The organism is Lentzea flava (assembly GCF_014648475.1).
Taxonomy (GTDB): Bacteria; Actinomycetota; Actinomycetes; order Mycobacteriales; family Pseudonocardiaceae; genus Lentzea; species Lentzea flava.
The window spans coordinates 33998-60288 of the sequence record NZ_BMRE01000029.1; the positions used below are offsets into that span (position 1 = coordinate 33998).

General features: G+C 69.0%; 27 protein-coding genes. 11 read left to right on the forward strand and 16 right to left on the reverse strand.

The window, feature by feature from the left end; translation table 11 throughout:
• Positions 1 to 18: 18 nt before the first annotated feature.
• The 7 genes from IEZ09_RS28100 to IEZ09_RS28130 all read right to left on the reverse strand — a co-directional run bounded on the left by IEZ09_RS28100 (position 19) and on the right by IEZ09_RS28130 (position 7086).
• The gene (locus IEZ09_RS28100) at positions 19 to 282 is read right to left on the reverse strand and encodes a hypothetical protein (protein WP_189256785.1); all 264 of its coding nucleotides are present in this window, start codon (positions 280 to 282) and stop codon (positions 19 to 21) included.
• A 126-nt stretch (positions 283 to 408) separates the two neighbouring features.
• Positions 409 to 1689 (reverse strand): ABC transporter substrate-binding protein, encoded by a 1281-nt coding sequence (locus IEZ09_RS28105; RefSeq protein WP_189256786.1) that lies wholly within the window; start codon positions 1687 to 1689, stop codon positions 409 to 411.
• Between the two features lie 35 nt (positions 1690 to 1724).
• Positions 1725 to 2843, reverse strand: coding sequence for a branched-chain amino acid ABC transporter permease (locus tag IEZ09_RS28110; protein ID WP_229813017.1), 1119 nt, complete (start codon positions 2841 to 2843; stop codon positions 1725 to 1727).
• Positions 2840 to 3727, reverse strand: coding sequence for a branched-chain amino acid ABC transporter permease (locus tag IEZ09_RS28115; RefSeq protein ID WP_189256787.1), 888 nt, complete (start codon positions 3725 to 3727; stop codon positions 2840 to 2842). The genes IEZ09_RS28110 and IEZ09_RS28115 overlap by 4 nt, the downstream gene beginning before the upstream one ends.
• On the reverse strand, positions 3720 to 5540 hold the full coding sequence (locus tag IEZ09_RS28120; RefSeq protein WP_189256788.1) for an AMP-dependent synthetase/ligase: 1821 nt from the start codon (positions 5538 to 5540) through the stop codon (positions 3720 to 3722). Before IEZ09_RS28120 ends, IEZ09_RS28115 begins: the two co-directional genes overlap by 8 nt.
• A complete protein-coding gene (locus tag IEZ09_RS28125; RefSeq protein WP_189256789.1) occupies positions 5537 to 6316 on the reverse strand; it encodes an ABC transporter ATP-binding protein in 780 nt (259 codons plus the stop codon). Before IEZ09_RS28125 ends, IEZ09_RS28120 begins: the two co-directional genes overlap by 4 nt.
• On the reverse strand, positions 6313 to 7086 hold the full coding sequence (locus IEZ09_RS28130) for an ABC transporter ATP-binding protein (RefSeq protein ID WP_189256790.1): 774 nt from the start codon (positions 7084 to 7086) through the stop codon (positions 6313 to 6315). The genes IEZ09_RS28125 and IEZ09_RS28130 overlap by 4 nt, the downstream gene beginning before the upstream one ends.
• Positions 7087 to 7285: 199 nt before the next feature.
• On the opposite strand from IEZ09_RS28130, the gene IEZ09_RS28135 reads away from it, so the two are divergent.
• Genes IEZ09_RS28135 through IEZ09_RS28145 form a run of 3 tightly spaced genes read left to right on the forward strand, consistent with a single transcriptional unit; the run spans position 7286 to position 8950 of the window.
• Positions 7286 to 7750 (forward strand): SRPBCC family protein, encoded by a 465-nt coding sequence (locus tag IEZ09_RS28135; protein WP_189256791.1) that lies wholly within the window; start codon positions 7286 to 7288, stop codon positions 7748 to 7750.
• Positions 7751 to 7762: 12 nt separating this feature from the next.
• Positions 7763 to 8482 carry a SigB/SigF/SigG family RNA polymerase sigma factor gene (locus IEZ09_RS28140; protein ID WP_189256792.1) on the forward strand — a complete coding sequence of 240 codons (720 nt, stop codon included), beginning with the start codon at positions 7763 to 7765 and terminating at the stop codon, positions 8480 to 8482.
• 42 nt (positions 8483 to 8524) lie between these two features.
• Positions 8525 to 8950 carry a DUF4383 domain-containing protein gene (locus IEZ09_RS28145; RefSeq protein ID WP_189256793.1) on the forward strand — a complete coding sequence of 142 codons (426 nt, stop codon included), beginning with the start codon at positions 8525 to 8527 and terminating at the stop codon, positions 8948 to 8950.
• On the opposite strand, the gene IEZ09_RS28150 is transcribed toward IEZ09_RS28145, so the two are convergent.
• Positions 8937 to 9860, reverse strand: coding sequence for a DNA topoisomerase IB (locus IEZ09_RS28150; RefSeq protein WP_189256794.1), 924 nt, complete (start codon positions 9858 to 9860; stop codon positions 8937 to 8939). The two genes, IEZ09_RS28145 and IEZ09_RS28150, sit on opposite strands and share 14 nt — an antisense overlap.
• Before the next feature lie 49 nt (positions 9861 to 9909).
• Here IEZ09_RS28150 and IEZ09_RS28155 point away from each other — a divergent pair, with 49 nt between their 5' ends.
• Genes IEZ09_RS28155 through IEZ09_RS28165 form a run of 3 tightly spaced genes read left to right on the forward strand, consistent with a single transcriptional unit; the run spans position 9910 to position 12132 of the window.
• The gene (locus tag IEZ09_RS28155; protein WP_189256795.1) at positions 9910 to 10977 is read left to right on the forward strand and encodes a carboxylate-amine ligase; all 1068 of its coding nucleotides are present in this window, start codon (positions 9910 to 9912) and stop codon (positions 10975 to 10977) included.
• Positions 10977 to 11741 carry an iron-containing redox enzyme family protein gene (locus IEZ09_RS28160; protein ID WP_189256796.1) on the forward strand — a complete coding sequence of 255 codons (765 nt, stop codon included), beginning with the start codon at positions 10977 to 10979 and terminating at the stop codon, positions 11739 to 11741. Before IEZ09_RS28155 ends, IEZ09_RS28160 begins: the two co-directional genes overlap by 1 nt.
• A 28-nt stretch (positions 11742 to 11769) precedes the next feature.
• Positions 11770 to 12132, forward strand: a complete 363-nt coding sequence (locus IEZ09_RS28165) for an STAS domain-containing protein (protein WP_189256797.1) — start codon at positions 11770 to 11772, stop codon at positions 12130 to 12132.
• A 29-nt stretch (positions 12133 to 12161) separates the two neighbouring features.
• On the opposite strand, the gene IEZ09_RS28170 is transcribed toward IEZ09_RS28165, so the two are convergent.
• From IEZ09_RS28170 to IEZ09_RS28180, 3 genes are read right to left on the reverse strand one after another with little or no spacing between them, the layout of a single operon-like run.
• The gene (locus IEZ09_RS28170) at positions 12162 to 12848 is read right to left on the reverse strand and encodes an SDR family NAD(P)-dependent oxidoreductase (RefSeq protein ID WP_189256798.1); all 687 of its coding nucleotides are present in this window, start codon (positions 12846 to 12848) and stop codon (positions 12162 to 12164) included.
• A gap of 41 nt (positions 12849 to 12889) precedes the next feature.
• Entirely contained in the window at positions 12890 to 13336 is a 447-nt protein-coding gene (locus IEZ09_RS28175) for a nucleoside deaminase (RefSeq protein WP_229813018.1), read from the reverse strand.
• Between the two features lie 9 nt (positions 13337 to 13345).
• Positions 13346 to 15670 carry an immune inhibitor A domain-containing protein gene (locus tag IEZ09_RS28180; RefSeq protein ID WP_189256799.1) on the reverse strand — a complete coding sequence of 775 codons (2325 nt, stop codon included), beginning with the start codon at positions 15668 to 15670 and terminating at the stop codon, positions 13346 to 13348.
• Between the two features lie 156 nt (positions 15671 to 15826).
• Here IEZ09_RS28180 and IEZ09_RS28185 point away from each other — a divergent pair, with 156 nt between their 5' ends.
• Both IEZ09_RS28185 and IEZ09_RS28190 read left to right on the forward strand, forming a co-directional pair.
• Positions 15827 to 17329, forward strand: coding sequence for a S8 family peptidase (locus IEZ09_RS28185; RefSeq protein WP_189256800.1), 1503 nt, complete (start codon positions 15827 to 15829; stop codon positions 17327 to 17329).
• A gap of 110 nt (positions 17330 to 17439) precedes the next feature.
• Positions 17440 to 18906 carry an Nramp family divalent metal transporter gene (locus tag IEZ09_RS28190; RefSeq protein WP_229813019.1) on the forward strand — a complete coding sequence of 489 codons (1467 nt, stop codon included), beginning with the start codon at positions 17440 to 17442 and terminating at the stop codon, positions 18904 to 18906.
• Here the strand turns inward: IEZ09_RS28190 and IEZ09_RS28195 are convergent.
• A complete protein-coding gene (locus tag IEZ09_RS28195) occupies positions 18878 to 19297 on the reverse strand; it encodes a hypothetical protein (protein WP_189256802.1) in 420 nt (139 codons plus the stop codon). The two genes, IEZ09_RS28190 and IEZ09_RS28195, sit on opposite strands and share 29 nt — an antisense overlap.
• 11 nt (positions 19298 to 19308) lie before the next feature.
• A complete protein-coding gene (locus tag IEZ09_RS28200) occupies positions 19309 to 19638 on the reverse strand; it encodes a TfoX/Sxy family protein (RefSeq protein ID WP_189256803.1) in 330 nt (109 codons plus the stop codon).
• Between the two features lie 94 nt (positions 19639 to 19732).
• Between IEZ09_RS28200 and IEZ09_RS28205 the strand changes: the two genes are divergently transcribed.
• The gene (locus IEZ09_RS28205) at positions 19733 to 19996 is read left to right on the forward strand and encodes a YggT family protein (protein WP_229813028.1); all 264 of its coding nucleotides are present in this window, start codon (positions 19733 to 19735) and stop codon (positions 19994 to 19996) included.
• Here the strand turns inward: IEZ09_RS28205 and IEZ09_RS28210 are convergent.
• Positions 19977 to 21512, reverse strand: a complete 1536-nt coding sequence (locus IEZ09_RS28210) for an FAD-binding oxidoreductase (protein ID WP_189256804.1) — start codon at positions 21510 to 21512, stop codon at positions 19977 to 19979. The genes IEZ09_RS28205 and IEZ09_RS28210 overlap by 20 nt on opposite strands.
• A gap of 93 nt (positions 21513 to 21605) precedes the next feature.
• Between IEZ09_RS28210 and IEZ09_RS28215 the strand changes: the two genes are divergently transcribed.
• Positions 21606 to 22400 (forward strand): hypothetical protein, encoded by a 795-nt coding sequence (locus tag IEZ09_RS28215; protein WP_189256805.1) that lies wholly within the window; start codon positions 21606 to 21608, stop codon positions 22398 to 22400.
• On the opposite strand, the gene IEZ09_RS28220 is transcribed toward IEZ09_RS28215, so the two are convergent.
• Complete coding sequence (locus IEZ09_RS28220) at positions 22401 to 24989, reverse strand: CHAT domain-containing protein (protein WP_229813020.1); 2589 nt, start codon at positions 24987 to 24989, stop codon at positions 22401 to 22403. It abuts the gene before it with no gap.
• Entirely contained in the window at positions 24986 to 25408 is a 423-nt protein-coding gene (locus tag IEZ09_RS46795) for a hypothetical protein (protein ID WP_229813021.1), read from the reverse strand. Before IEZ09_RS46795 ends, IEZ09_RS28220 begins: the two co-directional genes overlap by 4 nt.
• Between IEZ09_RS46795 and IEZ09_RS28225 the strand changes: the two genes are divergently transcribed.
• Positions 25379 to 26266, forward strand: coding sequence for a S8 family peptidase (locus IEZ09_RS28225; protein WP_229813022.1), 888 nt, complete (start codon positions 25379 to 25381; stop codon positions 26264 to 26266). The genes IEZ09_RS46795 and IEZ09_RS28225 overlap by 30 nt on opposite strands.
• Positions 26267 to 26291 lie beyond the last annotated feature (25 nt).

Genomic DNA, 26291 nt, shown 5'->3' on the forward strand with positions numbered 1-26291 from the left:
AACGGGCAGGCGCACACCTCAGACGGGCAGCGGCCTCATCCGGTCCGGCATGTGGGCCCGCAGCGTGTCGTGCAGCAACGCCACGTCGTCCGCGGCCAGCACCACCGACCCGGTGGCGCAGGCCAGCACCGCCTCACCGGTGCGCTGGTCGGGCACGTACCGGAGCGCCACGTCCGGCACCGTGCACGACTCCGCCTGACGAATCGCGGTCAGCAGCTCCGACACCCGCTCGTACCCCAGCCGCGCGCTCCAGCGCAGCGCGGCCGGGGGACGGACGAACAACCGGAGGCCTCCAGCGGCACGGCGAACTTCAACGCACGTCAACACCGCAGCAACCTCCTAGCAACATCTCACCAGCGAGACTAACCAAAAGCGCAGGAGGTCAGCGGCAGGTGTCACCCGTTCGGTTCACTGGTAGCAGGGCTTCTCGAACTTGAAATCTTTTGCTGTCGGACCGGTGAAGAAGTCCTCCACCAGCGTCACTCCGGTCGGCGCGGCGTCGTCCGGGCGGTAGATGAGTGACTGACGGAACAGGGCATCCTGCGCAGAAGCGGAGAAATTACCTGCACCCGAAGGAAGCATGCCCTCGTAGTCCACAGAGGTGAGTTGACGCACCGCGTTGAGCAGACCGGCCCGCGTCAGGTCCTTGTTCGCCGCGGCCTTCTCCAGCGCCGCCTTCAGCGGGTACGCCCACACCCACCCGGCCGTGTAACCGTCGTTCGGCGTCACGCCGGGCAGCGCGGCACGCATCGCGGTGTGGCCGACGGACTCGGTCGCCCACGCCTTCCACGGCGCCGACTGCATGTACAGGGCCTTGATCGCGGGTGCGGCCGGCGACTTCAGCAGGCCGGGGTTCCACGTCGGCGACGTGCCGATGAACTTGCCCTTGTAGCCCCGTGCCGCCGCCTGGCCGACGATCACGGCCGCGTCGGTCGGGCCGGTCGTGAGGATCACCAGGTCGGGCTTCTTCGACACGACCGCGTCGATCGCGCCGCCCTGGTTGTCCTGGCCGGACTGGGTCGTCACGTTCTCGAACGACAGCCCGCGCTTCTCGGCGGCGATCTTCGCTCCGGCGGCCGCGTCGTCGCCGTAGTCACCGGCGAGGTGCACCGCCATCACGGACTTCACGCCGAGCTTGTCCACGGCGTAGTCGACGGTGTTCATCGACTCGACGCAGTAGTTCGTGCCGGACTCGAGCACGACCTCCTCGAAGCCCCACAACGAGGTCCACGACGCGGGCACCGACACCATCTGGCTGCTCTCCAGGTCGGGCAGGATGGCGACCGTCGTGGGTGAGCCCAGCGTCTGCGTCAGCGCCAGGATCTTGCCCTTGATCTCCTGGTAGACCTGGTTGTGGATCTGCGGGTTGTACTTGTTGTCCTTGACGTACGTGGTCACGTCGACCTCGTAACCCCCGATGCCGCCGCGGTCGTTCACGCGCTTCCAGAACGCCTTCTGCGCGTCCGTGATCGGCACGGCCAGCGTCTTGAACGGGCCTTCCGTCAGATCGGAAATGGTGCCCAGGTAGATGCAGCCCTTGGACTTGTCGGTCGCCTGCGGGCACGCCTCTTTCGTGACGCCGAAGTCGACCTTGATGCCACCCGCGCCCTCCTGCGGCGCGGCGCCGTCCCCGCCCCGGCACGACACCGCCGCGAGCAGTCCCGCGAACAGAACAGCGCTTGTCTTCATCCTGGCAAATCGCTTACCGGACATGGCGATTCTCCTCAGTACGAGAACGGCCAGGTGCGCCAGTAGTTGCGGACGCGCACCCAGATGCCGAACAACCCGCGTGGCTCGACGATGAGGAACACGATGATGAGCACGCCGTAGAGCACGGCCTCCACCTGGAAGACCGTGATCGCACCGGTGGCGTCACCACTGATGAACGGCAGCACCGCGGGCAGTTCCCTGGTGATGCGTGGCAGCAGCGTGATGAAGAGCGCTCCCATGATCGCGCCCGAGATGGTGCCCGCGCCGCCGATGAGCACCATCGCGATGTACTGCACTGACAACAGCAGGTTGAACGAGCCGGGGTCGAAGAACCCGTTCACCACGAACAGCAACGCGCCAGCGACGCCCGCGTAGAACGAGGACACCGCGAACGCCAGCACCTTGTACTTCGTCAGGTCCACGCCGATGACCGACGCGGCCAGGTCCCTGTCGCGCACGGCCGCGAACGCCCTGCCCACCCGCGACCGCACCAGGTTCCGCGCCAGCACACCGAAGATCACCAGCAGCACGAACATCACCAGATACAGCTGCTGTGCCGCGGTGAACAGCGCGTTGTCCCGGTCCAGCCGCACCCCGAAGAGCTCGGGGATCGCCGCGGGCCGCCCGACTCCCGGCCCGCCGGTCAGCGACGTCCACTCCCGGAACACGTGCTCTCCCAGGAAGACCAGTCCCAGCGTCACGATCGCGAGGTAGAGCCCGCGCAACCGCACCGCCACCGGCGCCACGAGCACGCCGAAGAACGCGGCCACCAGACCCGAGGCCAGCAACCAGATCGGCAGCGACGTGATGCCGAACCCGATCACCCGCCCGGTCTCGGGACCCGACAGCGCCGCACCCGTGTACGCACCGATCGCGAGGAAGAACGCGTGCCCCAGCGAGACCTGACCCGCGTAGCCCGTGACGATGTTCAGCCCGATCGCGCCGATCGCCGCCACGAAGCCCGTCGCCAGCAACTGCAGCAGGTCGTCCGTGATGAGGAACGGGACCAGCAGAGCGAGAACGACGAGCGCCGACACCGAGACACGCTTCGGGCGCGTGTTCAGGAACGCCATGTCCTGCGCATAAGAGGTGTACAGCTCTGGCCTGCCCTTGATGGTCTTCGGTCCCTTCACAGCCGTTCCACCTCCCTCTTGCCGAACAACCCATATGGTCTGACGAGCAACACCAGCAGCATCAACGCATACGGTGCGACGAGTGCGAAGTTCGGCCCGAGCCACGGCGCGAAATCACCCTGGTAGGTCCCGAAGAGCGACTCGACGATCCCCACCGCGAGCCCGCCGACGACCGCGCCGCCCAACGACTCCAGTCCACCGAGGATGATCGCGGGCAACGCTTTCAGCGCCACGATCCACAGCTGCTGGTCGACGCCGGCACCGGTCGCGACGAACACCCCGGCCAACGCGGCCAGGCCACCCGCCAGCGCCCACGACAGCGCGAACACCGACCCGACCGAAATCCCTTGCGCCAGCGCGACTTCCTGGTCGTAGGCGACCGCGCGCATCGCGAGCCCGATCCGCGAGTACCGGAAGAACGCGAACAGCGCGACCGTCACGACGGCGGTCGTCCCGATCATCACCAGATACCGCTGCTGCACCTCGGCACCCAGGAACGAAACCGTTGTCAGGCCCCAGGGATCGCCGACCTGCCGCACGTCCAGCCCGATGAACGCGTTCGTCACCACCCTGACCACGACGTCCACGCCGATCGTGATGATCGCGACCACGAACACCGGCTTGCCCACCATCGGCCGCAGCACCGTGCGCTCCACGCCCAGCGCCAGCACGGCGATGACCACCGCCGCCACGAGCACCGCGCCGAAGAACGACACCTCCGGTGCCAGGTACGACACCAGCACCGCGCCCGCCAGCATGAACGCCGGCTGCGCGAAGCTGATCACCTGCGTCGACTTGTAGATGATCACGAAGCCCAAGGCGAGCAGGGAGTAGATCGACCCGGTGCCGAGGCCGCGGATCAACGACTGCAGGAACTCATCCATACATCGACTCCACGAGGTCGTCGAACATCTTGCCCAGCGCGGCCCGTTTCACCTTCTGCGTCGCGGTCAGCTCGCCGTCCTCGTGGTCGAGCTCCTTGGGGAACATGCGGAACTTCTTGATCTGCTCGACGGAGGCGAACTTCGCGTTCACCTCGTTCACGATCTGCTGCACCAGCTCCAGGACCTCGGGCTTCTCCGAAAGGTCCCGGTAGGTGGTGTAGGGGATCTTGCGCTGCTGCGCCCAGTGCCCGACCGTCTCGTACTCGATGCCGATCAACGCCACGAGGTACGCCCGCTGGTCGCCGATCACCACGGCTTCCTTGATGTACGGCGAGGTCTTCAGAGCGTTTTCCAATTCGGACGGTGCGATGTTCTTGCCGCCTGCGGTGATGATGATGTCCTTCATCCGGTCGGTGATCTTCACGTGCGTGCCGGCGACCCACTCGCCGACGTCACCGGTGTGCAGCCAGCCGTCGGTGATCACGCGGGCGGTCGCCTCGGGATCACGCCAGTAGCCCGCGAACGTGCCGCCGTGCCGGGTGAGGATCTCGCCCGTCTCGGAGTCGATCCGCAGCTCGATCCCCGGCTGCGGCTCGCCGACGGTGCCGACCTTGACCCTGCCCGGCCGGTTTCCCGTTGCCACGGCGGTGTTCTCGGTCATGCCGTAGACCTCGTGCATCGGCACGCCGATGCCCATGAAGAACTTCAGCACGTCCGGCGCGATCGGTGCGGCACCGGACGAGGCGTAGCGCACGTACCGCATGCCGATCCTGGTCTTCAGCGCGCGGAAGCAGAACAGCCAGCCGATCGCGTAGATCAACCGGCTCGACGCCGTGTGCGTGCCACCGGTCCGGACGAGCGTCGTCCCGATCGACTCCGCGCGCTTCAGCCAGAACCGGGTGACCGTCCGCTTCAGCCACGAAGCCGACGACACACCGATCGTCACGCCCGCCAGCACCTTCTCCCAGATGCGCGGCACGCCGAACAGGATGGTCGGCTGCACCTCGCGCAGGTTCGCCTGCACCGTCTCGATGGACTCGGCGAAGTGCACCTGCACCCCGGAAGCGGCGCTGAACCACGTGGTGAAGATGCGTTCGGCGACGTGGCACAACGGCAGGTAGGACAGCGTGACGTCGGCGGAGGACGGCGGTGGCGAAGTGAAACCGCCGCCCTCCACCAGCACGTGGATGGCGAACTCGACGTTCGCCACGGTGAGCATCGCGCCCTTGGGCGGCCCGGTCGTGCCGGACGTGTAGATCAACGTCATCACGTCGCCGGGCTCGGTCTGAGCCATCCGCGCGGCCAGCTCGTCGCCGTGCTCGTCGCGATAGCGCGCGCCCATCGCGAGGAAGTCGTCCCACCACAACAGCTTCGGGTTGTCGTAACGCCCCCTGATGCCGCGCGGTTCGAGGTAGACGATCCACTCCAGGTCGGGCGTGTCCTCCAGCACGAGCAACGCCTTGTCGACCTGTTCCTGGTCCTCGGCGATGAGGATCCGCGCGCCGGAGTGCGACAGCAGGTAGGCGACCTCGGACGCCGGGTTCGTCGGGTACAGGCCGACGGTGATGCCGCGGGCCGCGACGATGCCGAGGTCCGCGTAGAGCCACTCGCGGCGGTTCTCGGAGTGGATGGCCACGCGGTCGCCGGGCTGCAACCCGAGCGACAGCAGCGCGTCCCCGACGAGCTCGACGTTCGCCCAGTACTGCGCCCAGGAGACCTCCTGCCAGATGCCGAAGTCCTTGGCGCGCAACGCGATCTGGTCCGGTGTCCTGGCCGCCCGGTCCTTGACGCGGGTGACGACGGTGGTGGTCATGTGGTCACGCTCCGGTGCTGTTCGCCCAGGTACGCGCGGATGACGTCCGGATCGGCCTGCACCTCGGCGGGCGTGCCGGTGCGGATCGGGCGCCCGAAGTCCATGACCATCACGCGGTCGGCGAGGTCCATCACGAGGCCCATGTCGTGCTCCACCATGATCATCGGGATGTTCAGCTCCTCGCGGACGTCGAGGATGAACCGGGCCATGTCCTCGGTCTCCTCGACGTTCATGCCCGCGACCGGCTCGTCGAGCAGGAGCAGCTTCGGCTCCATCGCGAGCGCCCTGCCCAGCTCGACGCGCTTCTGCACGCCGTAGGGCAGCAGGCCGACCGGGAACCGGCGCCACTGCTCCAGCTCCAGGAAGTCGATCACGTCCTCGACCGCGCTGCGGTTCTTCAGCTCCTCGTTCCGAGCCCTCCCGAGCCACAGGAACGCGGACAGCGGGCCGTACCGCATGTGGTTGTGGCGGCCGAGCATGAGGTTGTCGACGACCGTGAGGTGCGAGAACAGCTCGATGTTCTGGAACGTTCGAGACATCCCGCGAGCGGCGATCCGGTGCGGCCGCATCCCGACAAGATCCTCGCCGTTGAACCGCACGCTGCCCTGTTGCGGCCGGTAGACGCCGCTCAGCACGTTGAAGATGGACGTCTTGCCCGCGCCGTTCGGGCCGATGACGGCGAAGAGCTCGCTCTCGCCGACCTCGAACGACACCCCGTCGACGGCGATGACGCCCTCGAACGCGAGCCTGATGTCGGTGACCTCGAGAACGCTCATGACAGCCACCGCTTCCTGCGCTTGTAGTGCTTGACCGCACGAAACGAGGAGGTGCCGAGCCCCAGGTAGAACTCGCGGATGTCGTCGTCGGCGAGCAGGGCGGCCGCGGGCTTGTCCATGACCACCTTGCCGGTCTCCAGCACGTAGCCGTGGTCAGCGATGGACAGCGCCATGCTGGCGTTCTGCTCGACCAGCAGGACCGTGGTGCCCTGTTCGTTGATCTTCACGACCAGGTCGCGGATCTGCTGCACGAGCAGCGGCGCGAGGCCGAGGCTGGGCTCGTCGAGCAGCAGGTATTCGGGCTCGGACATCAGCGCCCTGCCGATCGAGAGCATCTGCTGCTCGCCGCCGGACAGGTAGCCGGCGCTCTGCCTGCGCCGCTCCTGCAGCCTCGGAAACAGCTCGTAGCAGCGGTCGAGGTTCTGCTTGAGGCGTTTCGGTCGCGCGTGGCCGCCAACCTTGAGGTTCTCCTCGACGGTGAGCTCGGCGAGGATTCTGCGGCCCTCCAGCGCCTGCTTGATGCCTCGATCGGCGATCCGAGCAGGTGAGAGGCGGTGGATCGGTTCACCGTCGAGCGTGATGGAGCCCTTGGTGACCTTGCCGTCGTGCACGTCGAGCAGGCCGCTGAACGCCCTCATCAGCGTTGTTTTGCCTGCTCCGTTGGCTCCGAGCAGCGCGACGACACGACCTTTGGGCACCTTGAGGCTCACGCCCCGGAGCACCAGCATCACGTCGTCGTAGACAACCTCAAGGTTGTTCGCCTCGAGCACCGGCGCCTCCTAGGGCCTGCGATGCCGATCAGTATGACCTGGATCACGTCCGATATGACTACCGTGCGCGATTTCGTGATGCGCAGGTCGCGATTGGTCCACCACTCTCCGTGTCCGTCCAGAGTGGACCGAACACGATGTGTGACAACGCGTGACTTGGGTACTCACCTGGTGACGACAACTCAGAGGAGGAGGTTTCGTGACCACCATTGAGAAGTCGGTGGACGTCCACGTGCCGGTGAGCACGGCCTACAACCAGTGGACCCAGTTCGAGTCCTTCCCGGCGTTCATGGACGGCGTCGAGAAGATCGACCAGGTCACGCCGACCAGGACCCACTGGACCACGAAGATCGGCGGGGTCGTCCGCGAGTTCGACGCGGAGATCACCGAACAGCACCCGGACGAGCGCGTCGCGTGGACCACGGTCGACGGACCGCCGCAGGGTGGCGTGGTCACCTTCCACCGGCTCGACAACGACACGACCAGGGTCCATCTCCAGATGGAGTACGACCCGGAGACCTTCACCGAGAAGGCGGGCGCCGCGCTCGGCGTCGTCGGCCATCGGATCGAAGGCGACCTGAAGCGGTTCAAGGAGTTCATCGAGAACCGAGGCACCGAGACCGGCGCATGGCGGGGCGACGTGACGCCGCCGCCCCAGGTCTGATCGTGGTGCACGTTGACGCCAGATCAGCAGGCGGCGTTTGAGGAGCTCGCCCGCACCGGACGTGACTCGCCGCGCTACTACGCGCTGCGGGACCGTCTGGTGCGCGAGTACCTCCCGCTCGCCAGGCACATCGCCCGCCGCTTCAGCGAACGCGGCGAGCCCATGGAAGACCTCGCGCAGGTCGCCGCGGTCGGGCTGATCAACGCGATCGACCGGTACGACGTGGGCCGGCAGACGGACTTCCTGTCCTACGCCGTGCCCACGATCACCGGCGAGGTGCGGCGGCACTTCCGCGACCAGTGCTGGGCGGTGCGGGTGCCGCGCCGCCTGAAGGAGCTGTGCGACTCGATCGACGGCGCGACCGCCGAGCTGTCGCACAAGACCGGGCGATCTCCTACTCCCTCCGAGATCGCCCGGCACCTGGCGGTGCCGCTCTCCGACGTCTACGAGGGGCTGCGCGTCGAGAAGAACGTCGCGTTCGCGCCCCTCGACGCGTTGGAGGGTTCGACGGTCGACGACCCGGCCCTCGAAGGCGTCGAGATCCACGAGGCCCTGCAGCCGATGCTGCGGGGCCTTCCCCGGCGCGAACGAACCATCGTGGTCCTGCGGTTCTTCGGCCGGCTGACCCAGACGGAGATCGCGCGGCGCGTCGGGATCTCCCAGATGCACGTCTCGCGGCTGCTGACCAAGTCGTTGGAGCAGCTGCGCAACAACCTTCTGGCAGACGACTGAAATGAGCGAGCGCGGATGCCCGGTCTTCGCGATACTGGCAGCATGAACCGGTTGCGGTGGCCCCAGAAGCTGGCGATCAGCACCGGTGCCCTGCTCGCTCTCTGGGGAATCGCCGGGTTCTTCGTCACGGGCTTCTCACCGTTCGCCGGCCAGTCCGACACCTGGATCCTGTGGCTGCGGGTCAACCCCCTGCAGAACACCATCCACGTCGTTCTGGGCGTCGTCCTGCTGCTCACGTTCCGCAGCCTGAAGGCACTCGGCACCGGCGCGCTGCTCGTCGCCGCGCTGTCGCTGATCGTGTTCGGGCTCGGCGCCGCGAGGTACGACGAGGGCGTTGTGAACGTGCTCAACGTGAACCCCGGCAGCAACGTGCTGCACCTGCTGGCCGGGTTCGCGGCGCTCGCGGCGGCTCAGGGCGCCGTCTGGTGCCGCCAGTGCGACCGGGTGGCGGCGCTCACGACTTCGTGAGCAGCTTCCGCACGGCGCGTTCCGGGTCGCCCTTGCCGATGACCTCTCCCCGTTCGAACGCCTCGATCAGACGAGGGTCCACGTAGGACTTCCGCGCAACGGCCGCCGTGTTGCCCAGGTGTTCGGCCACCTCCTTCATGACCGCGCTGATCGCTCGTTTCGTCGGTTTGCCGCGTTCCCCGAGAGCTGCCGCGAACGCCTGGGCGGCGTGCACGGTGGCGTGCCACGTGCGGAGGTCCTTCACGCTGAACTCGTCACCGACCAGCTCGCGGAAGCGTTCGTTGACGTCGTCGGCGGTGAGGTCGAAGACGCGGCAGTCCGGCGTCTTGTCCTTGAGCAGTCCCCGCACGGCCCGCGCGAGCACCGGGTCGGTGATCTCCTCGTCGACCTCGACGCCGTGCTTGGCAGGGAAGCGGAACCGGACCCGGTCGCCGCGCACCGAGAGGTGTTCACAGAGGAGGGTGGCCACGCCGTGGGTGCCGTTCTCCTCGGCGTACTCCTCGTGGCCGACGCGGAAGACGCCGAGATCGAGCATCCGCAGCGCGATGGCGAGCAACCGCGTGCGGCCCCGCGACCTCATGTCCTTCTCGATCTGCTCGCGGAACCTCTTGAGCCGCGGGGCCAGTTTCAGGACCCGGTCGAACTTCTCGGCGTCCCGGTCGGTGCGCCACTTCTCGTGGTAGAGGTACTGGCGGCGGCCCGCGTCGTCGTAGCCGACGGCCTGGATGTGGCCGTTGGGGTGCGGCGAGATCCACACCTCACGCCAGGCAGGGGGAATGACCAGCGCTTTCACCCTCGCCACGTCCTCGGGGGCGAGGCGCTGCCCGGTCGCGTCGAGGTAGCGGAAACCGCTGCCGTGTCTGCGGCGGGTCCAGCCCGGTCCTGCCGGGTCGCTGCGGCGCAGTCTCATGCGGGCACCTCGTGGTTGATCAGCACGGAATGCGGGTACCCGCTCGCCGATGAATCACTACACGGTCGGTGTGGAACAAGAGTTCCTTCTCGTGGATCCCGAAACGCGGCGGCCGGTAGCAGCGGCGCCACGGGTCAGGGAGATCTCCCGCGCGCCCGGTGACCTCGACGTGCAGGGCGAGCTGACGCCGTTCCAGATCGAGGTCGCCACCGGCGTCACGCACTCCTTCGAGGAACTGGACGAGCAGGTCCGCTCGGCGCGGCGGACGCTGGTGCGGGCCGCCGACGAGGCCGGGTGCCGGCTCGTGGCCACGGGCATGCCGCCGCTCGGCGAGGCCGGTCCCCCTCCCGGAACGGATGACCCGAGATATCACCGGATCGAGTACTCCCACCGAAGACTCGTCATCGGGCAGGGTGCGTGCGGACTGCACGTGCACGTGGGTGTCTCCTCGAAGGCGGAAGCGGTGGCGGCGTCGAACAAACTGCGTCCGTGGCTGCCGACGTTGCTGGCGCTGAGCGCGAACTCCCCGTACTACGCCGGAGAGGACACCGGCTACGCGAGCTGGCGGTCGATGGTGTGGTCGCGCTGGCCGGTGAGCGGGCCGCCTCCGCACTGGGACGGGCCCGACCACTACGACCGGACCGTCTCGGCGCTCATCAACTCGGAAGCCCTGATGGACAGGGCGATGGTGTACTGGGACGTGCGGCCGTCGGCCGATCATCCGACCGTTGAGGTGCGCGTTGCGGACATTCCGCAACTGGCAACGGAAGTCGCGGTTCTCGCGGAACTGATCCGGGCTCTCGTCGTGACGGAACCCTCCGAACAGAGGGTGGACGATCCCGTGCTGCTGGCGGCATATTGGCGGGCGTCGCGCGACGGGGTCGACGGACTGGCCGCCGATCCACACACCGGAAAACTCTCCCCCGCGTTCGACCGGGCGGTGGAGCTCGTGGATCACGTGGCCGTCGCGCTGCGCGATCGCGGCACTCTGTCTACTGTGGAGCGCCAGTTGGACTGGCTGCGCCACAACGGCTGTGGTGCCTCGAGGCAACGTCGCTGCCCGGACCCCGAGTCCCTTGTGGACATGCTGATCGCCCGAACGCGTGAGGAAACCTGATGCGCCTGCCCGCTCCCCGCGGCCACATGAGCTCGGCTCTGGTCGCCGCCCTCCGTCGTCCGCCGGTGCCGAGGCCGGCGTTGCTCGTCAGCGGGGGCACCAGGGAGATCTTCCTCGACGACGATCTCCAGCTGTCGTTGTGGATCTGCTACGAACTGCGCATGCGCGGCTTCGACGACGTGCACGCGGCCTGGGAGGACCACCCGGCGCTGGCCCAGTTCCACGCGGCTCTGGAAGAGCGCTGGGAAGCAGGCCTCCGCTCGCTCACCGAGTCGACCCAGCACGCGGAGCTCTCCGACGAGGGCATGGCCGAACTGCGAAAGCACCACGCGTTCTGGCAGCCGCGCCGCGAGATGCGCTCGGTGCTGCGCGACATCCAGGGTGACGCCTACGGCACCCGGTCCGAGCGGACGCACTCGGTGCTGTTCACGGTGACGCTGCGCGACCTCGATCCCGTCGGCGTCGACGAAATGCCCGCCCCGACCCTGGCCCTGGTGAACGCGATGTCGTTGTTCGGCCTGCACCAGCGCCTGGTGGGAGCCCTGGTCGGCTTCCTGACCGCCGTCGACACGATCGGCGGCGACCCGTTCGCCCAGCTGCTGCCCGTCCAGTGCCCGCCAGACGACGTCCGTCTCGGCTTCACGGTGTGCCACGAACTGCACGCCCGCCTGACCCAGCACGTCCACGCGTCGGTGCAGGCGGGACGCACCTCACTGCGGGGGCGGTGGCTGCTCCCGCAGGGGCGCGTTAACGTGGGGTGCTGACACCCCGATTCGCTCAGGAGGGAGAACCGTGCCCGACCCCACCGCGCTGGCCTCCGTGGTCGTCGACCGGATCGCACCCGACGTCGTCGTGCTGCACGTGTCCGGAGAGCTCGACACCACGAGCAGCAGCGAACTGACCGCTCCGCTGGACAGTCACGTGGTGTCGGAGAACAGGGCCGTCCTCGTGGATCTCGGCGGCGTGAAGTTCCTCGGCTCCGCCGGGCTGGAGGCGCTGGTGCTGGGGCAGCAGCGAGCCTCGCGGGCCGGAGTCGAGTTCGTCATCGTGGCGTCGGCGCGTGCCGCACTGCGGCCGATCGAGGCGACCGGGCTGGACACGGTGTTCACGATCCTGGGCTCGATGGACGAGGCGAAGGAGCGCTTCACGTCCTGACCGGGGCCTTCGCCGAGCCGCCGCGAGCGCTACCAGGGAAGAGGCCCTGAAGCGTCGAAGTAGCCGCCGGTCGGCCCGTCCGGCCCGATCTGCGCCATCCGCACGATGATCTCGGCGCCCTGCTCGACGGTCTGCCGTCCACTGCCACGGTTCAGATCGGTGGCGGTGAAGCCGGGCTCGACCGCGTTGATCCGCATCCGCGGGAACGCCTTCGCGTATTGCACCGTGACCATGTTGACCGCGGCCTTCGACACCGGATAGGCGACACCGGGATAGCCCGTGCCGGCAGCCGCCGTGGCCAGCGAGGCGAGCCGGCTGCTCACGTTCACCACGACCGGCGCGGCGGACCGCTCCAGCAGCGGCAGGAAGGCGTGCAGCACCCGGACCAGGCCGAACAGGTTGACCTCGAACGTCTCCCGCATGAGGTCGGCGGTCACCGCGTCGGCGCCGACCACCCCGGAAGGCGTCCACTCCGGGGCGATTCCGGCGTTGTTGACCAGCACGTCCAGCTGTTCCACGGTCTTCGCGGCGGCGGCCACCGACTCGTCGGAGGTGACGTCGAGCTGGACGAACCGCGCACCCACCTCGGACGCGGCCGCACGGCCGCGGCCGGAGTCCCGGCTGCCCAGCCACACCGCGTGGCCCGCGCGGACGAGCTGACGGGCGGTCTCCAGGCCGAGGCCCTTGTTCGCGCCGGTGATGAGCACAGAAGCCATGGTCCGAACCTACGACCTGGAGCGCGCTCCGGGTCAAAGGATCAATCCTGGCCGATGTCCTCGTACCAGAGCTCGGGGCGCTCGGCGATGAACGCCGTCATCAGCTCGATCAGCGACGGGTCGTCGACGATCGTGATGCCGACACCGTGCTCGGCCAGCCAGTCGTGGCCGCCGTAGAACGTCGTGGCCTCGCCGATCAGCACGTTCGAGATGCCGAACTGGCGGACCAGGCCGCTGCAGTACCAGCACGGCGACAACGTCGTGACCATCGTGGTGCCTCGGTAGCTGCGCTGGCGGCCAGCGTTGCGGAAGGCCGAGGTCTCGGCGTGCATCGAGGCGTCGCCGTCCTGCACGCGGCGGTTGTGGCCGCGGCCCAGCAGACGGCCGTCGCCGTCGAAGAGTGCCGCGCCGATGGGGATTCCGCCCTCGGCGAGTCCCATCCGCGCCTCTTCGACGGCGACGGCCAGCATGTCCGAAGCAGCTGTCATACGAGCAAACTACTTCGTCTTGTACAGCTTCACCGTCATCGACGTACCGGACTGGCGCAGCACCCGCAGGCCGACGCCCGCGGCGGGCAGCTTCACGCCCGCGTTGGGCTGCTCGGCGAACCAGAACTGCTTGGTGTCGTCGAACACCGGCTGGGCCGCCGCGCCGCGGATGTAGGAGGCCTTGCCGTTGACGTGCAACGTGAAGGAGTCCGACTTCTGCAGCGAGAACGGCGCGTCGTAGCCGCTGACGGACGGCGACCAGCGCTGGCCCTCGAGGTTGTACAGCGGCGCCGGGTTGGCGTCGATCGGCAGGATGAGGCCCTCGCCGGGGTGCTCGCTCACGTTGTTGTCGAGGAACGAGGTGTTCCACAGCGACACCAGCAGGCCGTCCTGGTACGGGAAGTGCTCCACGTAGTCGGGCTTGTCCGGGAAGCTGTAGCGGTACGGGCCGGTGCGGTTGTACTTGCCGTACGACTCGTAGGTGCGGTTCGACGCGATGTAGAACTGGTCGAACGTCTTGGTTTCCTTGCCCTCGGTCGTGCGGAAGCCGCGCGTGGCCCACACGCCCGCAGTCTCGCCGCCGTCGGTGAGCACCGGGGCGCCGTCGGCCGTCACGGTGATCGAGTCGGCGAAGAAACCTTGCAGCGCAAGGGCACCGTCCGTGCGGTAGGCCAGCCGCAGCTTGGTGTTCTTGCCGGCGTAGGCGTCCAGCGGAACGGTCAGGTCGACCCACTGCCCGCCGGAGGACGCGCTCAGAGCGGGCGCGTCGGCCGAGTCGCGCTGGAAGGGCTGACCGTTCGCGACGCCGTCGAGCTGCGTCCAGCTGCCGTCCTCATTGGACGCTTCGACGTAGAGGTAGTCGTAGTCCGCCTCGATGTCGTAATGGGCCTTCAGCGACAACGACGCCGTGGTCTTGCCGCGCAGGTCCAGCGGGACCGTCATGGAGTGGTCGAGGTCGTTGCCCTTCTCGCTCCACCACATCCTGCCGCCCGCGAAGGGTGCGCCGTAGTCGAACGACTTGGAGATGTCCGGCAGGACGACGACGAGACCCTGGGCCTTGGCGGTGTTGTACTCGTGCGGGCCGAGCTCGAAGACGCGTTCCTGACCCGCGACCGCGACCTCGTAATCGAGCCAGCCCAGCTGCAGCTTGTCCCACGCGGAGAACTCGTTGGCGCGCTCACCGGGAGCCTCGCCCGGCGCGTTCACCCGGTTCTGGGCCATGATCGACCACCAGTTGACGCCGTTCGAACCGCCGTTGGTGTCGTAGTGGTCGGGCAGGCCGAGATCGTGCCCGAACTCGTGCGCGAACACGCTCACGCCGCCGTTCTCGGGCTGCACGGTGTAGTCGCCGACCCAGATGCCGGTGTCACCGATCTGCGCGCCGCCGAGCTTGTTGGTGCCGGGGCCGGTCGAGTAGTTCTTGAACGCGTAGCCGCGGTGGCTCCACAGCGCGTCCTCGCCCTGCCACGGATCACCGTCGGCCTGGTCGCCACCGGCGTGAACGATCTGGAAGTGGTCGATGTAGCCGTCGGGCTCGTTGAAGTCGCCGTCGGCGTCGTAGTCGTAGCGGTCCCACTCGTCGTACTGGGCGAGCGCGGCCTTGATCTGCTCGGTCGTCCTGCCCGCGGCCTTCTGGTCCGCGACCCACTGCGTGACGGCGTCCTTGATGAGCTCGCGCGAGTTGTTGCAGATGTTGTCGGCGCACGGGTAGCCGTTGCTGCGGCCGTAGCGGGCCTCGTTGTAGCGGACCTTCACCCAGTCGGTGACGGTGCCGGTGACCGTGTACCTGCCGCTCGACTGCTTGTCGTAGAAGTTCGCGACGGAGTTGGCGTCCTTCTTGCGGCTGAAGTACAGGTCCTGGAAGTACTGGCGGCTGAAGTCCTGGCGCCAGATCGTCGTGTTGTCCACGGCCCGGTTCGGCTCGGGGATCTGGTTGTGCACCGGGCCGTCGAACCGCTGCGGGCCCGGCGTGTTCGGGTTGGTGTCGCGGTCGGGGAAGTCGGGGTGCCGCTCGTTGCCGAACTCCGCCAGGATCACGAAGATCTTGTCGGTCTTCTCCCGCTTCAGCTCGACGTACTGATCCTTGTCCCGCTTCTTGCCGACCTTCGCGACGGTGCTGCTGCCGCGCTTCTCGGTCGTCGCCTCGCCGGTCAGCACGTCGGCCAGCGCCTGCTGCTTCAACGCGCGGCGCTTGACCTCCAGCTCGTGCGGCTGCTCGTCGGACTGCCGCGTCTCCTGCTTCTCCGGTTGCGCGGGAGGTGTCGCTGCGGCCGGTGTGACCAGGCCCGCGGTGATGAGCGCGAGCGCCGCTGCTCCCGCCAGAACTCTTCGCACTTGTCGTTCCCCTCTCGGAATCCGGAGGGCACGCTACGTAGCGGATCCGTCGCTCGACACGTCCGAAAGTCGGGACCGGGCCCCTGCTGGGCCTTTCGGACGCGAGCCGTTCGGCGTATAACCCTTCTCGGGTCGGGGCTGATCCTGGGAGTCCACATGAGACGTCGTCTCCTCACGGCTGCCGCTGCCCTGGTGCTGGTCGTCGCGGGAGCACCGGCTCTGGCCGCCGCCCCTGCCCCGTCCGGCTACCTCGTCGGCAGCACGTCGCCGCTCACCCCTGCCCAGCTCGACCAGCTGCGCGACGCCGGTGCCCAGGTGCACGTGGCCTACCGCAACTTCGGCGGCGCGGCCGCCGCCATCCCGAGCACGAAGGTCGCCGCCGTCCGCGCGCTGCCGTTCGTGACGTCGGTGAACCCCGACCCGATCCGCAAGCTCGCGGCCGTCTCCGATCCGGCGGCCGCGCCGCTGCCGAACGCTCCGTACTGGCACGACCAGATGGATCTGGAGAACGTGTCGCAGACCGGCGCGGGCGTGTGGGTGGCCGTGCTCGACTCCGGCTTCTACCCGAACTGGCGCGACTACTTCGTCGAGAGCGACATCCTCACCGACAAGGCGCGCGCGTTCACCGGAGTCCTCGGCAACCCCAACGCGAACCAGTGGGACTCGGGCAGCGACCCGCACGGCATGGCGGTCTCCGCGACGATCGTCGGCCACCGCTTCGCCGACGACACGAACGAGGGCGGCTGGGGCGCCGGCTACGCGACCGGCTCGCCCGGCACGAGGTGGATCCCCGGCGTGGCACCCAACGCCAAGATCATCCCGGTCAAGGTGTGCGAGCCGATCGGCTGCTTCGGCAGCGCCATCAACGCGGGCGTCGACTACGTGACCTCGCTCAAGAGGGCCAACCCCGGTCAGCCGATCGTGATCAACGCCTCGCTCGGCGGCGCGGGCCTCGACGCGGTCGAGAAGAACGCGCTGGACGCGGCCGTCAAGGCGGGCGTCGTGGTGGTCGCGTCGGCCGGCAACGAGGGTGACGCGGGCATGGGCTTCCCCGCCGCGTACGAGCCCGTCGTGTCGGTGGGCGCGGGCGGCTGGACCCGGCAGTGGAACGACTACCCGGACAAGACCTGGTGGCTCGACGACGTCGCGGAAGCGAGCGTGTCCGAGGTGTACGTGACCGGGTTCTCGTCACGGCAGAAGGCGGGCCAGTACCTGGACGTCGTGTCCGAGGGCCGGTACCTGCTGCTGCCGTACCCGTGCGCGCAGCTCTACAAGGACGGTCAGGTGGCGTCCTCGACGAACAACCGCACGTGCGCGTCGAAGGCCACCCCGGACAACGCCTCCGCAGCACCGTTCCAGTACCTCTTCATGAGCGGCACCAGCTTCTCCAGCCCGGCGGTGGCCGGTGTGGTCGCGCTGATGCTGGAACGCAACCCGCTGCTGTCCAATGCGGACGCGGCGACCGGCACGCTGAACGACCCCGCGTCGTGGGGACCGGGTGAGCTGGAGCGCAGGCTGGAAGCGTCGGCGACGCCGCTGCAGCCCGGCTCGGTCACCGTGACGCACCGGACCGGTGTGCCGCTCACCGAGACCTGGGGCGCGGACGCCATCGGGCACGGCTGGGTGTTCGCGGACGACGCGGTGAACGCCGCCGGTTGACCTGATGCCCGGCACGTCGGGAAAGTGGGAGCTTCCCCCTTCCCCGACGTGTCGGGAGGTCGACAGTGTCGTCGTCAGGGTCGTCATCAGGTTCATCGGTACAAATCGGAGTGAGCAGGCCGCCGCTCGACGTGGCAGACCTGCCGGAACCCGAGGAAGTCTTCGAGGTTCGCAAGCTGGGGCCGCTGCAGGTGGTCCAGTTCGTCATCGGCCCCAGCCTGATCGCGCTCGGCATCTCGATCGGCAGCGGTGAGTGGCTGCTCGGCCCGCAGGCGGTCGGCAGGTTCGGCTTCGTCGGCGTCGGCTGGGTGATCACGGTGTCGGCGTTGCTGCAGACGTTCTACAACGTGGAGATCGCCCGCTACGTCGTGGCGACCGGCGAGGTCCCGATCGTCGGCTGGGGCCGCGTGCCGCCGGGCTGGAAGTTCTGGGTGCCGGTCTCGCTGCTGGTCTTCTACCTGGCGTTCATCTTCGGCGGCTGGGCGGCGGGCGCAGGGCAGGGGCTCTTCGCCCTGATCACCGGCCGCGGCTACCGCCCGGACGAGATCGAGTACGTGCGGCTGCTCGCGATCGGCCTGCTGGTCGTGGTCTTCGTGATCACCGCGGCCGCCCGCAAGGTGTCCCGCGCCCTGGAGCTCACGAACTGGGTGCTGGTGGGGGTTCTGCTGCTGGTCCTGATCGTGGTGACGGTCCTGGTCGTGCCGTTCTCCGTGTGGTCGGAGGGAGTGCGCGGCCTCGTGACGCCCGCCACGCCGCCTGCCGGGATCACCGCGACCCAGCTGGGCGGCCTGGCCGGGTTCACCGCACTCGCGTCCGGCCTGAACTGGTACGCGATGAACCACTACCGCGACAAGGGTTACGGCATGGGCCACCGCGTCGGCTTCCTCTCCGGCCTGCGCGGCGGCAGGCAGGAGCTGCGCCCGGTCGGCGTGACCTTCGTGGACACCCCGGCGAACGCGTCGCTGTGGCGCCGCTGGTACCGGCTGCTGCTGATCGACCAGTGGGCGGTGTTCTTCGTCGGCGCGATGCTCGGCATGCTGCTGCCGACCGTGCTGATGGCCCACATCGTGGCGGTGTCCGGCAAGCAACCGACCGCGGCGAACGTGCCGACGTTCTCCGCCGAGCAGCTGGGAATCCTGTACGGCCAGGGCATGTTCTACCTGATGCTCGTGGTGGGCGTGCTGGTGCTGTTCTCGACGCAGCTAGGCATCTTCGAGGCTCTGGTGCGCAACTTCACCGACGCAGCGCACGCCGTCTCGCCCCGGCTGCGCCAGCGGATCGAGGACGACCCGCGGCGGTTCTACTACCCGTTCATGCTGCTGGTGCTCGCGATCATCGCGGGCGCACTGCACCTCGCGCTGCCCGTGGAGCTGGTGCAGATCTCGGCGAACATGTCGAACCTGGGCGCGCTGATGTTCCCGTTCGCCCTGATGTACCTGAACTCCCGGCTGCCACGCCCCGCCCGGCCGCGGTGGTGGCACCACGTGATCCTGGTGCTGAACGTGGTGTTCTTCGGGTTCTTCTTCGTGAACTTCGTCTACGAGTTCGTCACGGGAGGCCCGCTGGTGCGGTTCTGACCCACTCACTGATGCGCGCGGAGGCGCGTGAACGGAACAGGAACATCACCGGTCGGCTGACGACGAGGGCGACGCCGTCGCCGGCCAGAGCCAGGTCGTCCACGCCAGGCTCGCCGTAGACCTTGAGCCACACCAGATCCGGCACGTAGCCGTCGGGGTTGAGGTTCCCGAACCGGTCGCCCTCGGTCACGACCGCCTCGCCCAGCTCGAACCCGGTGAAGCCGGCGCCGGTCATCCTGGCGCCGGTCTCCCGCTCGACGAGGTGGACCGGGGGAAGCGTGAGGACGCCGCTGAGAGTCCAGTCGTCGACCACCACGTGCAGTCGGCCGGCCTCGGACTCCTCGCCGTGGTGGCCGGCAACGGGTTCCGCCTCGACCACGTAGTAGGTCATGCGCGCGTCCCTCACTTCGGCGGCAGCGCTTCCACGAAGTCGCGGCACCGGGCGATCCAGTCGTCCAGTGCCTCGTCCTCGGAGACCACGCCTCCGTCCACGATCACCCAGCCCTTCATCGGCCGGCCGGTGAAGTCGAAGACGCGCGCCCCCGGCTGTGCGAGCGCGTCTTCCTGCGCGTCGGGGCCCACGCGGGCGATCAGGTCGTCACCCATCACGCCCACCAGCAGGTTCCCGTTCCACAGGAACGCGATGCCGCCGAACATCTTCTTCGCGGTGACGCCGGGCAGCGCGCCCAGCGCGTCGCCCAGGCGGTGTGCCAAGCCCTCGTCGTACGCCACACGCTGAATACTGTCTCAGCGAGTTGCCAGGCGCCTCTCAGATTCGTGTGGCTTCATGGACGTACAGGACATTTAGGAGGCCATCTTGTTCGGCGTGGTCGGCTTCGTGCTCGGTTGGCTCTTGACGCTGTTCATCCTCGTGATGATCGGCCGGATGATCGTGGACTGGGCGGTCACGCTCGAAGCACGCGGTGACTGGGTGTGGAAGGTGCGCCGGGTGACGCACGCGGTGACCGAGCCCGCGCTCGCGCCGGTGCGCAAGGTGCTGCCGCCGCTGCGGTTCGGCGGGTTCGGGCTGGACCTCGCGTTCACCGTCGTGTTCATCGCCGCGCTGATCCTCAGGTCGATCGTGTGGTGAGGACGCCGGGGTTGAGCAGGCCCTGAGGGTCCAGCGCGGCCTTGGCGCCGGACAGGGCCGCGGCGAACAGGTCCGGACGCTGCCGCGCGTACCACGGCATGTGGTCGCGGCCCACGGCGTGGTGGTGGGTGATGGTGCCGCCGGCCGAGACGAGGGCCTCCGACACCGCGGCCTTGATCTCGTCCCACTGCGAGGTGAGACTGCCCCACCGGCCGGGCGCGTAGATGCCGTAGTAGGGCGCCGGGCCGTCGGGGTAGACGTGGGTGAAGCGGCACGTGACGACGCCGATGCCGCACACCTCCTGCAGCGCCTCGGTGGCCGCCGCCACCACCGCCGCGTGCAGCTCGGGGAAGCGGTCCCAGGTGCAGGCCGTCTCGAACGTCTCGGTGATCATCGCGTGCTGGGCCATGGCGTCGCGCTGGTACGGCATGCGCAGGAACGACTTCCGCCACCGCTGCGCCGCGCCCTCGACGACCTCGCCGTCGCCGCACAGTTCCACCGCCCGCGCGAGCAACGCGTCGACGGGGTGGTCCGCGGACTCGAAAGCCAGCACCAGCACCGAAGTCGCCGAACCGGCGTTGAGGAACGCCTCCGCCGGGTCGAGCAGCCGGCAGTTCGCCGGGTGCAGGCCGGACTGCGCGATCAGGCGCGTCGCCTCCACCGCGCGTTCCCACGACGAGAACCGCACCGAAGCCCCCGCGCGGTGCACCGGCGGCGACTGCAGGCGCAGCCACGCCTCGGTGATCACACCCAGCGTGCCTTCGGAGCCCAGGAAGAGCCGGTCGGGCGACGGTCCGGCGCCCGAGCCGGGCAGGCGGCGCGACTCGGAGATCCCGGACGGTGTGACGACCCGCAGCGACTCCGTCAGGTCGTCGATGTGCGTGTAGAGCGTCGCGTAGTGGCCACCGGCGCGGGTCGCGAGCCAGCCGCCGAGCGTCGAGAACTCGAACGACTGCGGGAAGTGCCGCAACGTCAGCCCGAACGGCTTCAGCTGCGCCTCCAGCGACGGCCCCAGCACACCCGCCTGGATCCGCGCGGCACGGCTCGTGGGATCCACCTCCAGCACCTGGTCGAGCGCCGAGAGATCCAGCGTCACCACGCGGTCGAGGTCCCGGGGTTCGACACCGCCCACGACGGAAGTGCCGCCACCGAACGGAATCACCGCGACGTCGTGCGAAGAACACCAGTCCAGCACGTCGACCACGTCCTGTTCGGTGCGCGGCCGGGCAACGGCGTCCGGCAACGGTCCGACGTCACCGGCGAGGTTGCGGGTGACGTCGCGGTAAGCCTGACCGCGGGCATGACTCAGCCGGTCGACGGGATCGGCCGAGTAGAGATCACCCGGCGGCGAGATCCGCGACGGCGGCAGGTCGAGCGACGAGGGATCAGGTGGTGCGTGGAACGTCAGGTCCGCGCCCGGCAGCACCGCCCCCACCCGATCGGTCAGCGCACGGCGTTCCTCCGGGGTGACGGCGTCCTCGACGTTGCCCCAGCCCCACCACGACCTCGTCGTCATGCCGAGCAACCTAAGCGAAACGGCGAAGTTCTGGAACGGGTGAGTAGAAGTACTCGCGCGGGCAGGACGGCCGCGGCACTAGCCTCCACAGGCATGAAGACCTGGGGGGTCGCACTTGCGCTGGTGGCGATGACCGCGCTCGGCGGGGCCATGTACTACGTGACGAGACCGGACGGCAACAGCACCACCGACGAGAAGGCCCGCGAGGTCGCGGAGCGCATCGGCTACCCGGTCGGCACCGACGCCAACTCCTACGCCCGCGCCGCGCTGTCGGGCAACACCGACCCGAAGTACTTCGCGGTCATCGGGATCACCGACAGCCCGACCGACGACCCGGAGAAGGTCCGCGTGAGCCTGGTGTTCCGCGTCCACGACCCCGGCACCTCGGAGGACCCGCCGTCCTTCCGGCTCTGGGAGCGGGACCCGGTGACCGCCTGCTACCGCGCCGACTTCAACTACTACGGCGTCACGAAGGGCGGCCCCGACCGCATCCGCTGTCCTGAGGACGCCAGGCCGATCACGCCACCGCCCGCTCAGAAGACCGGCGTGCCGGAGGCCTACCTCGACGCCTTCAAGGCGATCCTCGCCGGACTGCCGCCCGCGCCGACGCAGGACGAGGTGCTCGCGGCGTTGCGCGCGAAGCTGCCACCGGTGCCGGTCGACGAGCAGACCAAGCTGCCGTGGGTCGAGCCCCGCCTCGACGCCTTCGTCAAGGACGGCGCCGTCGGCATCATCGCCGGAAGCGGCGGTCAGTGCCTCAACGGCGTGCGCCTGGCCGACGGAACCGTTGCGGCGTGGTACCCGCCCCGCGTGCAGACGCAGCCCGGCGAGTACGGCTGCTCCGGCGAGAGCGCACTGGCGCTCTACCGGGTGCCGCCGCCGAAGTGATCAGCCCGCCCCGAAGCACACGAACCCGACGGCAGCGGCATAGGCGGCGTCGTCGGCGGCCGCCCGTTGCACGGCGGCGAGTGCTTCGGCGGGCGCCATCCCGGCCGCGAGCTTCTGGTGCAGCTCCACCATGACCGGAGCCGTGTTGTCGGTCGGCACCGGCACCACGGGCGCGATCAACGTCCGCGTGCCCAGACCCAGCAGAGCTGCCGTGAAGCCCATCAACTCGTCACCCGGCCGCACCGCCGACTGCCCCGTGTCGCACGCCGACAGCACCACGCGGGTCGGAGGAGTCCGCAAGCGCTCGATGTCGTAGACGGTCAACGGCCCGTCCGCCAGTTCCAGGGCGGAGAACAGCGGGTTGTCGACGCGGAACGAGCCGTGCGCCGCGATGTGCGCCAGCGAGGCACCGTCCATTGCGGACGCCACCGCGCTCACCGTCGCCTCCGAGCCGACGAGAACCCGGCCCGGCACGTGCGCGCTGATCGCCTTGATCTCGGCGGGCGCCGCGGTCATCCTCGGCCCGGCCGCCAGCACCGCCTCGCCCGAAGCGTCCGCGACGTAGCACGCCCGCAGCCACACCGACGCCGACGGCGCGACCGTCACCTGACGCTCCAGCACCGCCCACGGCAGGCCGTTCAACGCACCGGTCGGCACCACGACCAGCGGCCGCCCGTCGATCCTGGCCGCCAGCGGGGTCAACAACCGTTGCGCCAGAAGCGAAGCGGCGTGCGCGGCGGAAGACCGCGCCACCGCGAGGTTCGGCAGCTGCGGCGGCAGGGTCACCAGCCGGTGCAACGCGAAGCGCAGCAACCGGATCTCGCGCACGACACCGTCCACCGGCCCGAGCGAGTGCAGCGACGCCCGGCCACCGGCCAGCACCACGGCCATCAACTCGCCGTCGTACTCGACGAACTCGATCAACGCGGCGTCGCCGAGAGCACTGACCAGGGACGCCACCGACGGCGGCTTGAACACCGCGACCTCACCGGACATCTGGCGCGTGAGGTCGCGAACCCGTTGCTCGGCACGGACGAGCTTCGCCCGCAACGCACCGGCGGGCTTCCCGGCCAGCAGCGCCGACTCCACGTCAGCCGACACCGCCCGCAACGACGCCAGCGCGTCCTCGAGCCGCGGATCGTCGGGCGGCGACACGGCCTTCATCCGCAACGCACCGGCGCGCCAGCTCTCGGTCCACGACAGCACCCGCGCGGCGTTCCCGGAGGCCACGGCCAGCCGCAGCCCTTCCAGCGCCAAGGCCTGCCCCTGCACCCCGGTGGACGCCCGCAACTCGGCCGCCCCCAGCGAAACCCGGTACTCGTCCAGCAGCGAGATGCCGCGACGCAGAGCAGAGGACGTACCCCGGACATCACCGGAAAGCTTGCGCCGCAACGCCTCCGCGTACCACCCGCGCACCCGCAACCCGGCAGGGCCGCGCAGCCGGGAAGCCGCGGCGACCGACAACTCGGCGACGGCACGGGCGCGATGCCCGAGATCCGCCGCGACCAGTCCGGCGTCGATGCGGGCCTCCAGCGCGGGCAGCCGCCAGTCCATCGCGTCCAGCTCGGAGGCGACCCGCGACAACGCGAGCCGCAACGGCCGGCTCCGGTCACCGCGCAGCACGGCGGCGTGCAGCTCCAGGTACCGCGCACCGGCAGCCCACAACAGGCGTTGCTCGCGGCGGAACCTGCGCCGCGCCTCGGCCGCGAACCCGTGCGCGGCGTCCGGGTCGTCGTCGAGCAGGGCGATCCGCGCGCGGAAGTACAACGCCTCCGACACGCCCAGCGGGTTCTTCAACGCCTTCAGCTCGGTGATCGCCCGGTCGGCGGCCGCGCGGGCCTCGTCCAGCAGCGGCACGGAGACCAGCAGCTCCAGGCGGTTCACCAGCAGCACGGGACGCATCACGTCGAGCCGCCGGTGCACCTCCTCCGCCTTGTCGAACAGGGTCAGCGCGGCCGGCACGTCACCGCCGCGGGTGGCCATGATGCCCGCGTTCCAGTGCACGTCGGCGACACCGAGCTCCTGGCCGAGCTCCCCCAGCAACGACGCGGCGAGCTCGAAGTCCGCCGACGCCTCACGCATGTTGCCCACATACGCGCGCACGAGCCCGCGGTTGTTCAGAGCGCGCGCTTCGACGAGCTGGTCGCCGACGCGCCGAGCACCGGCGATGGCGGCGGTGTAGTCGCGCTGCGCGTCGTCATAACGGGTCAGGTAGTGGAAGACGACACCGCGTTGCATCAGCGCGGCCACCGCGTCGGCGCCGGTCAGCTCCGGCATCGCGAGGTCGAGCAGCTTCAACGCCTGCTTCTGCTTGCCGGTGTAGGCGAGCACCCACGCGAGGCTCATCTGCGCCAGGGCGGCCAGGCGCGGCAGCGAGGCCTCGGAAGCGATCCTGATCGACCGCCGGAGGTGCCGGGCGGCGCCGCTGAAGTCGTGCATCTCCCGCAGCGCGAGACCGATCGCCCGCTCGGCGACGGACCATTCCGAACGATCCTCGGTCGTGCGGAGCACCGCGCGCGCCATCTCGACGGCCGCGCGCGGGTTGCGCTGCCTGGCCTCCAGCGCGTCCTCCGCACAAAAGTCGGTCACGGCGTCACTTTATCCGCTGTGGTAGCTTGATCAAGCTCGGTCGGGGTGCCCGTCAACGCTGCTTTAGTGAGGCCGTGGTGTCGAAAGTGCCAGAAAGCGCGGAGCTTTACCAAAGAGCTTTCCTGCAGCTCATCGCCGAGGACAAGAACATCAGCTTCCACGCCGAACGCGGGCGTGAATTCCTTTATCGACCCGGCCAGCTGCTCGTCGGTCCCGACGATCAACAACGGGTGATCGAAAAACTGCGCGAAAACAACATCGTCGCCCGCCCGGTGGATGGATTCGCCGGTTTGGCGCGGCTGATCCTGCCGAACAACCCCGAGGACGTTCCCCGCATTGTTCGCCTGTTGCGCGACCAGCGGAACTGGCCGAACCAGCGGGTGCCGCTGGTGCAGCCGCACCACGTGATCGTCGGCCACGGCGGCCTCGTCATGGGCAACCCCGGCGACCGGCCCTACCCCGCCGAACCGATCCCCGCGCCCAAGTCGGACGACCGCCTCCGCGAGGTCAGGGTCGGCATCATCGACACCGGCATCTCCTCCGGCGCCGACAGCGAGCACTCCGACTGGTTTGCCGAGCGCTACGACAAGGAGCCCGACGACGTCGACCCCGCCTACAGCAGCGGCAACCACTTCGCGTTGCAGGGCGGGCACGGCACGTTCGTCGCGGGCGTGATCCAGAGCGCCGCGCCCGGCGTCACGTTCGACCCCGAGGTCGCCCTCGACCAGAACGGCTTCGGCGACGAGGAACGGCTCTGCAACAAGATCATCGAGCTGGGCCAGAAGAAGATCAACGTGCTCAACCTGTCGCTGGGCTGCTTCACCGAGGACGACGTGGCGTCCGAGCCGTTGCGCCGCGCCGTCGAGGGCCTGCCCGCCGACGTCGTCGTGGTCGCCTCGGCCGGCAACCAGGGCACGCAGCGGCCGAGCTGGCCCGCCGCGCTGTGCCGGGTCACCGCCGTAGCCGCCGCCGAGCAGAAGCGGGACGGCTCCCTCGGGCCCGCCTGGTACTCGAACTGGGGCCACTGGGTCGACGCGTGCGCGATCGGCAACAGGGCCTCGACGTACCTCAAGGGCGAGTGGCAGCTGCCCGGCGAGGCCTCCGCGACGCCGTTCGCGCTGTGGGCCTACTGGTACGGCACGTCGTTCGCCGCGCCCCTGGTCACCGGCCGGATCGCCGCCACGATGGTCGCGGACGGCATCACCGCAGCTCAGGCGCGTGACAAACTGCTGAGCGGCCCGGAGTTCCACCCCGGCTACGGAGTTTTTGTCAAATAGTTGTATCTGGGGAGCAACCTCGGCC

Coding starts and splice junctions, on each gene's coding strand:
- IEZ09_RS28160 (WP_189256796.1), top strand. CDS start 10,977: ATGCGCCTGCCCGCTCCCCGCGGCCACATGAGCTCGGCTCTGGTCGCC.
- IEZ09_RS28210 (WP_189256804.1), bottom strand. CDS start 21,512: ATGACGACGAGGTCGTGGTGGGGCTGGGGCAACGTCGAGGACGCCGTC.
- IEZ09_RS28150 (WP_189256794.1), bottom strand. CDS start 9,860: ATGAGACTGCGCCGCAGCGACCCGGCAGGACCGGGCTGGACCCGCCGC.
- IEZ09_RS28120 (WP_189256788.1), bottom strand. CDS start 5,540: ATGACCACCACCGTCGTCACCCGCGTCAAGGACCGGGCGGCCAGGACA.
- IEZ09_RS28105 (WP_189256786.1), bottom strand. CDS start 1,689: ATGAAGACAAGCGCTGTTCTGTTCGCGGGACTGCTCGCGGCGGTGTCG.
- IEZ09_RS28145 (WP_189256793.1), top strand. CDS start 8,525: ATGAACCGGTTGCGGTGGCCCCAGAAGCTGGCGATCAGCACCGGTGCC.
- IEZ09_RS28125 (WP_189256789.1), bottom strand. CDS start 6,316: ATGAGCGTTCTCGAGGTCACCGACATCAGGCTCGCGTTCGAGGGCGTC.
- IEZ09_RS28185 (WP_189256800.1), top strand. CDS start 15,827: ATGAGACGTCGTCTCCTCACGGCTGCCGCTGCCCTGGTGCTGGTCGTC.
- IEZ09_RS28155 (WP_189256795.1), top strand. CDS start 9,910: ATGAATCACTACACGGTCGGTGTGGAACAAGAGTTCCTTCTCGTGGAT.
- IEZ09_RS28170 (WP_189256798.1), bottom strand. CDS start 12,848: ATGGCTTCTGTGCTCATCACCGGCGCGAACAAGGGCCTCGGCCTGGAG.
- IEZ09_RS28215 (WP_189256805.1), top strand. CDS start 21,606: ATGAAGACCTGGGGGGTCGCACTTGCGCTGGTGGCGATGACCGCGCTC.
- IEZ09_RS28115 (WP_189256787.1), bottom strand. CDS start 3,727: ATGGATGAGTTCCTGCAGTCGTTGATCCGCGGCCTCGGCACCGGGTCG.
- IEZ09_RS28195 (WP_189256802.1), bottom strand. CDS start 19,297: ATGACCTACTACGTGGTCGAGGCGGAACCCGTTGCCGGCCACCACGGC.
- IEZ09_RS28175 (WP_229813018.1), bottom strand. CDS start 13,336: ATGACAGCTGCTTCGGACATGCTGGCCGTCGCCGTCGAAGAGGCGCGG.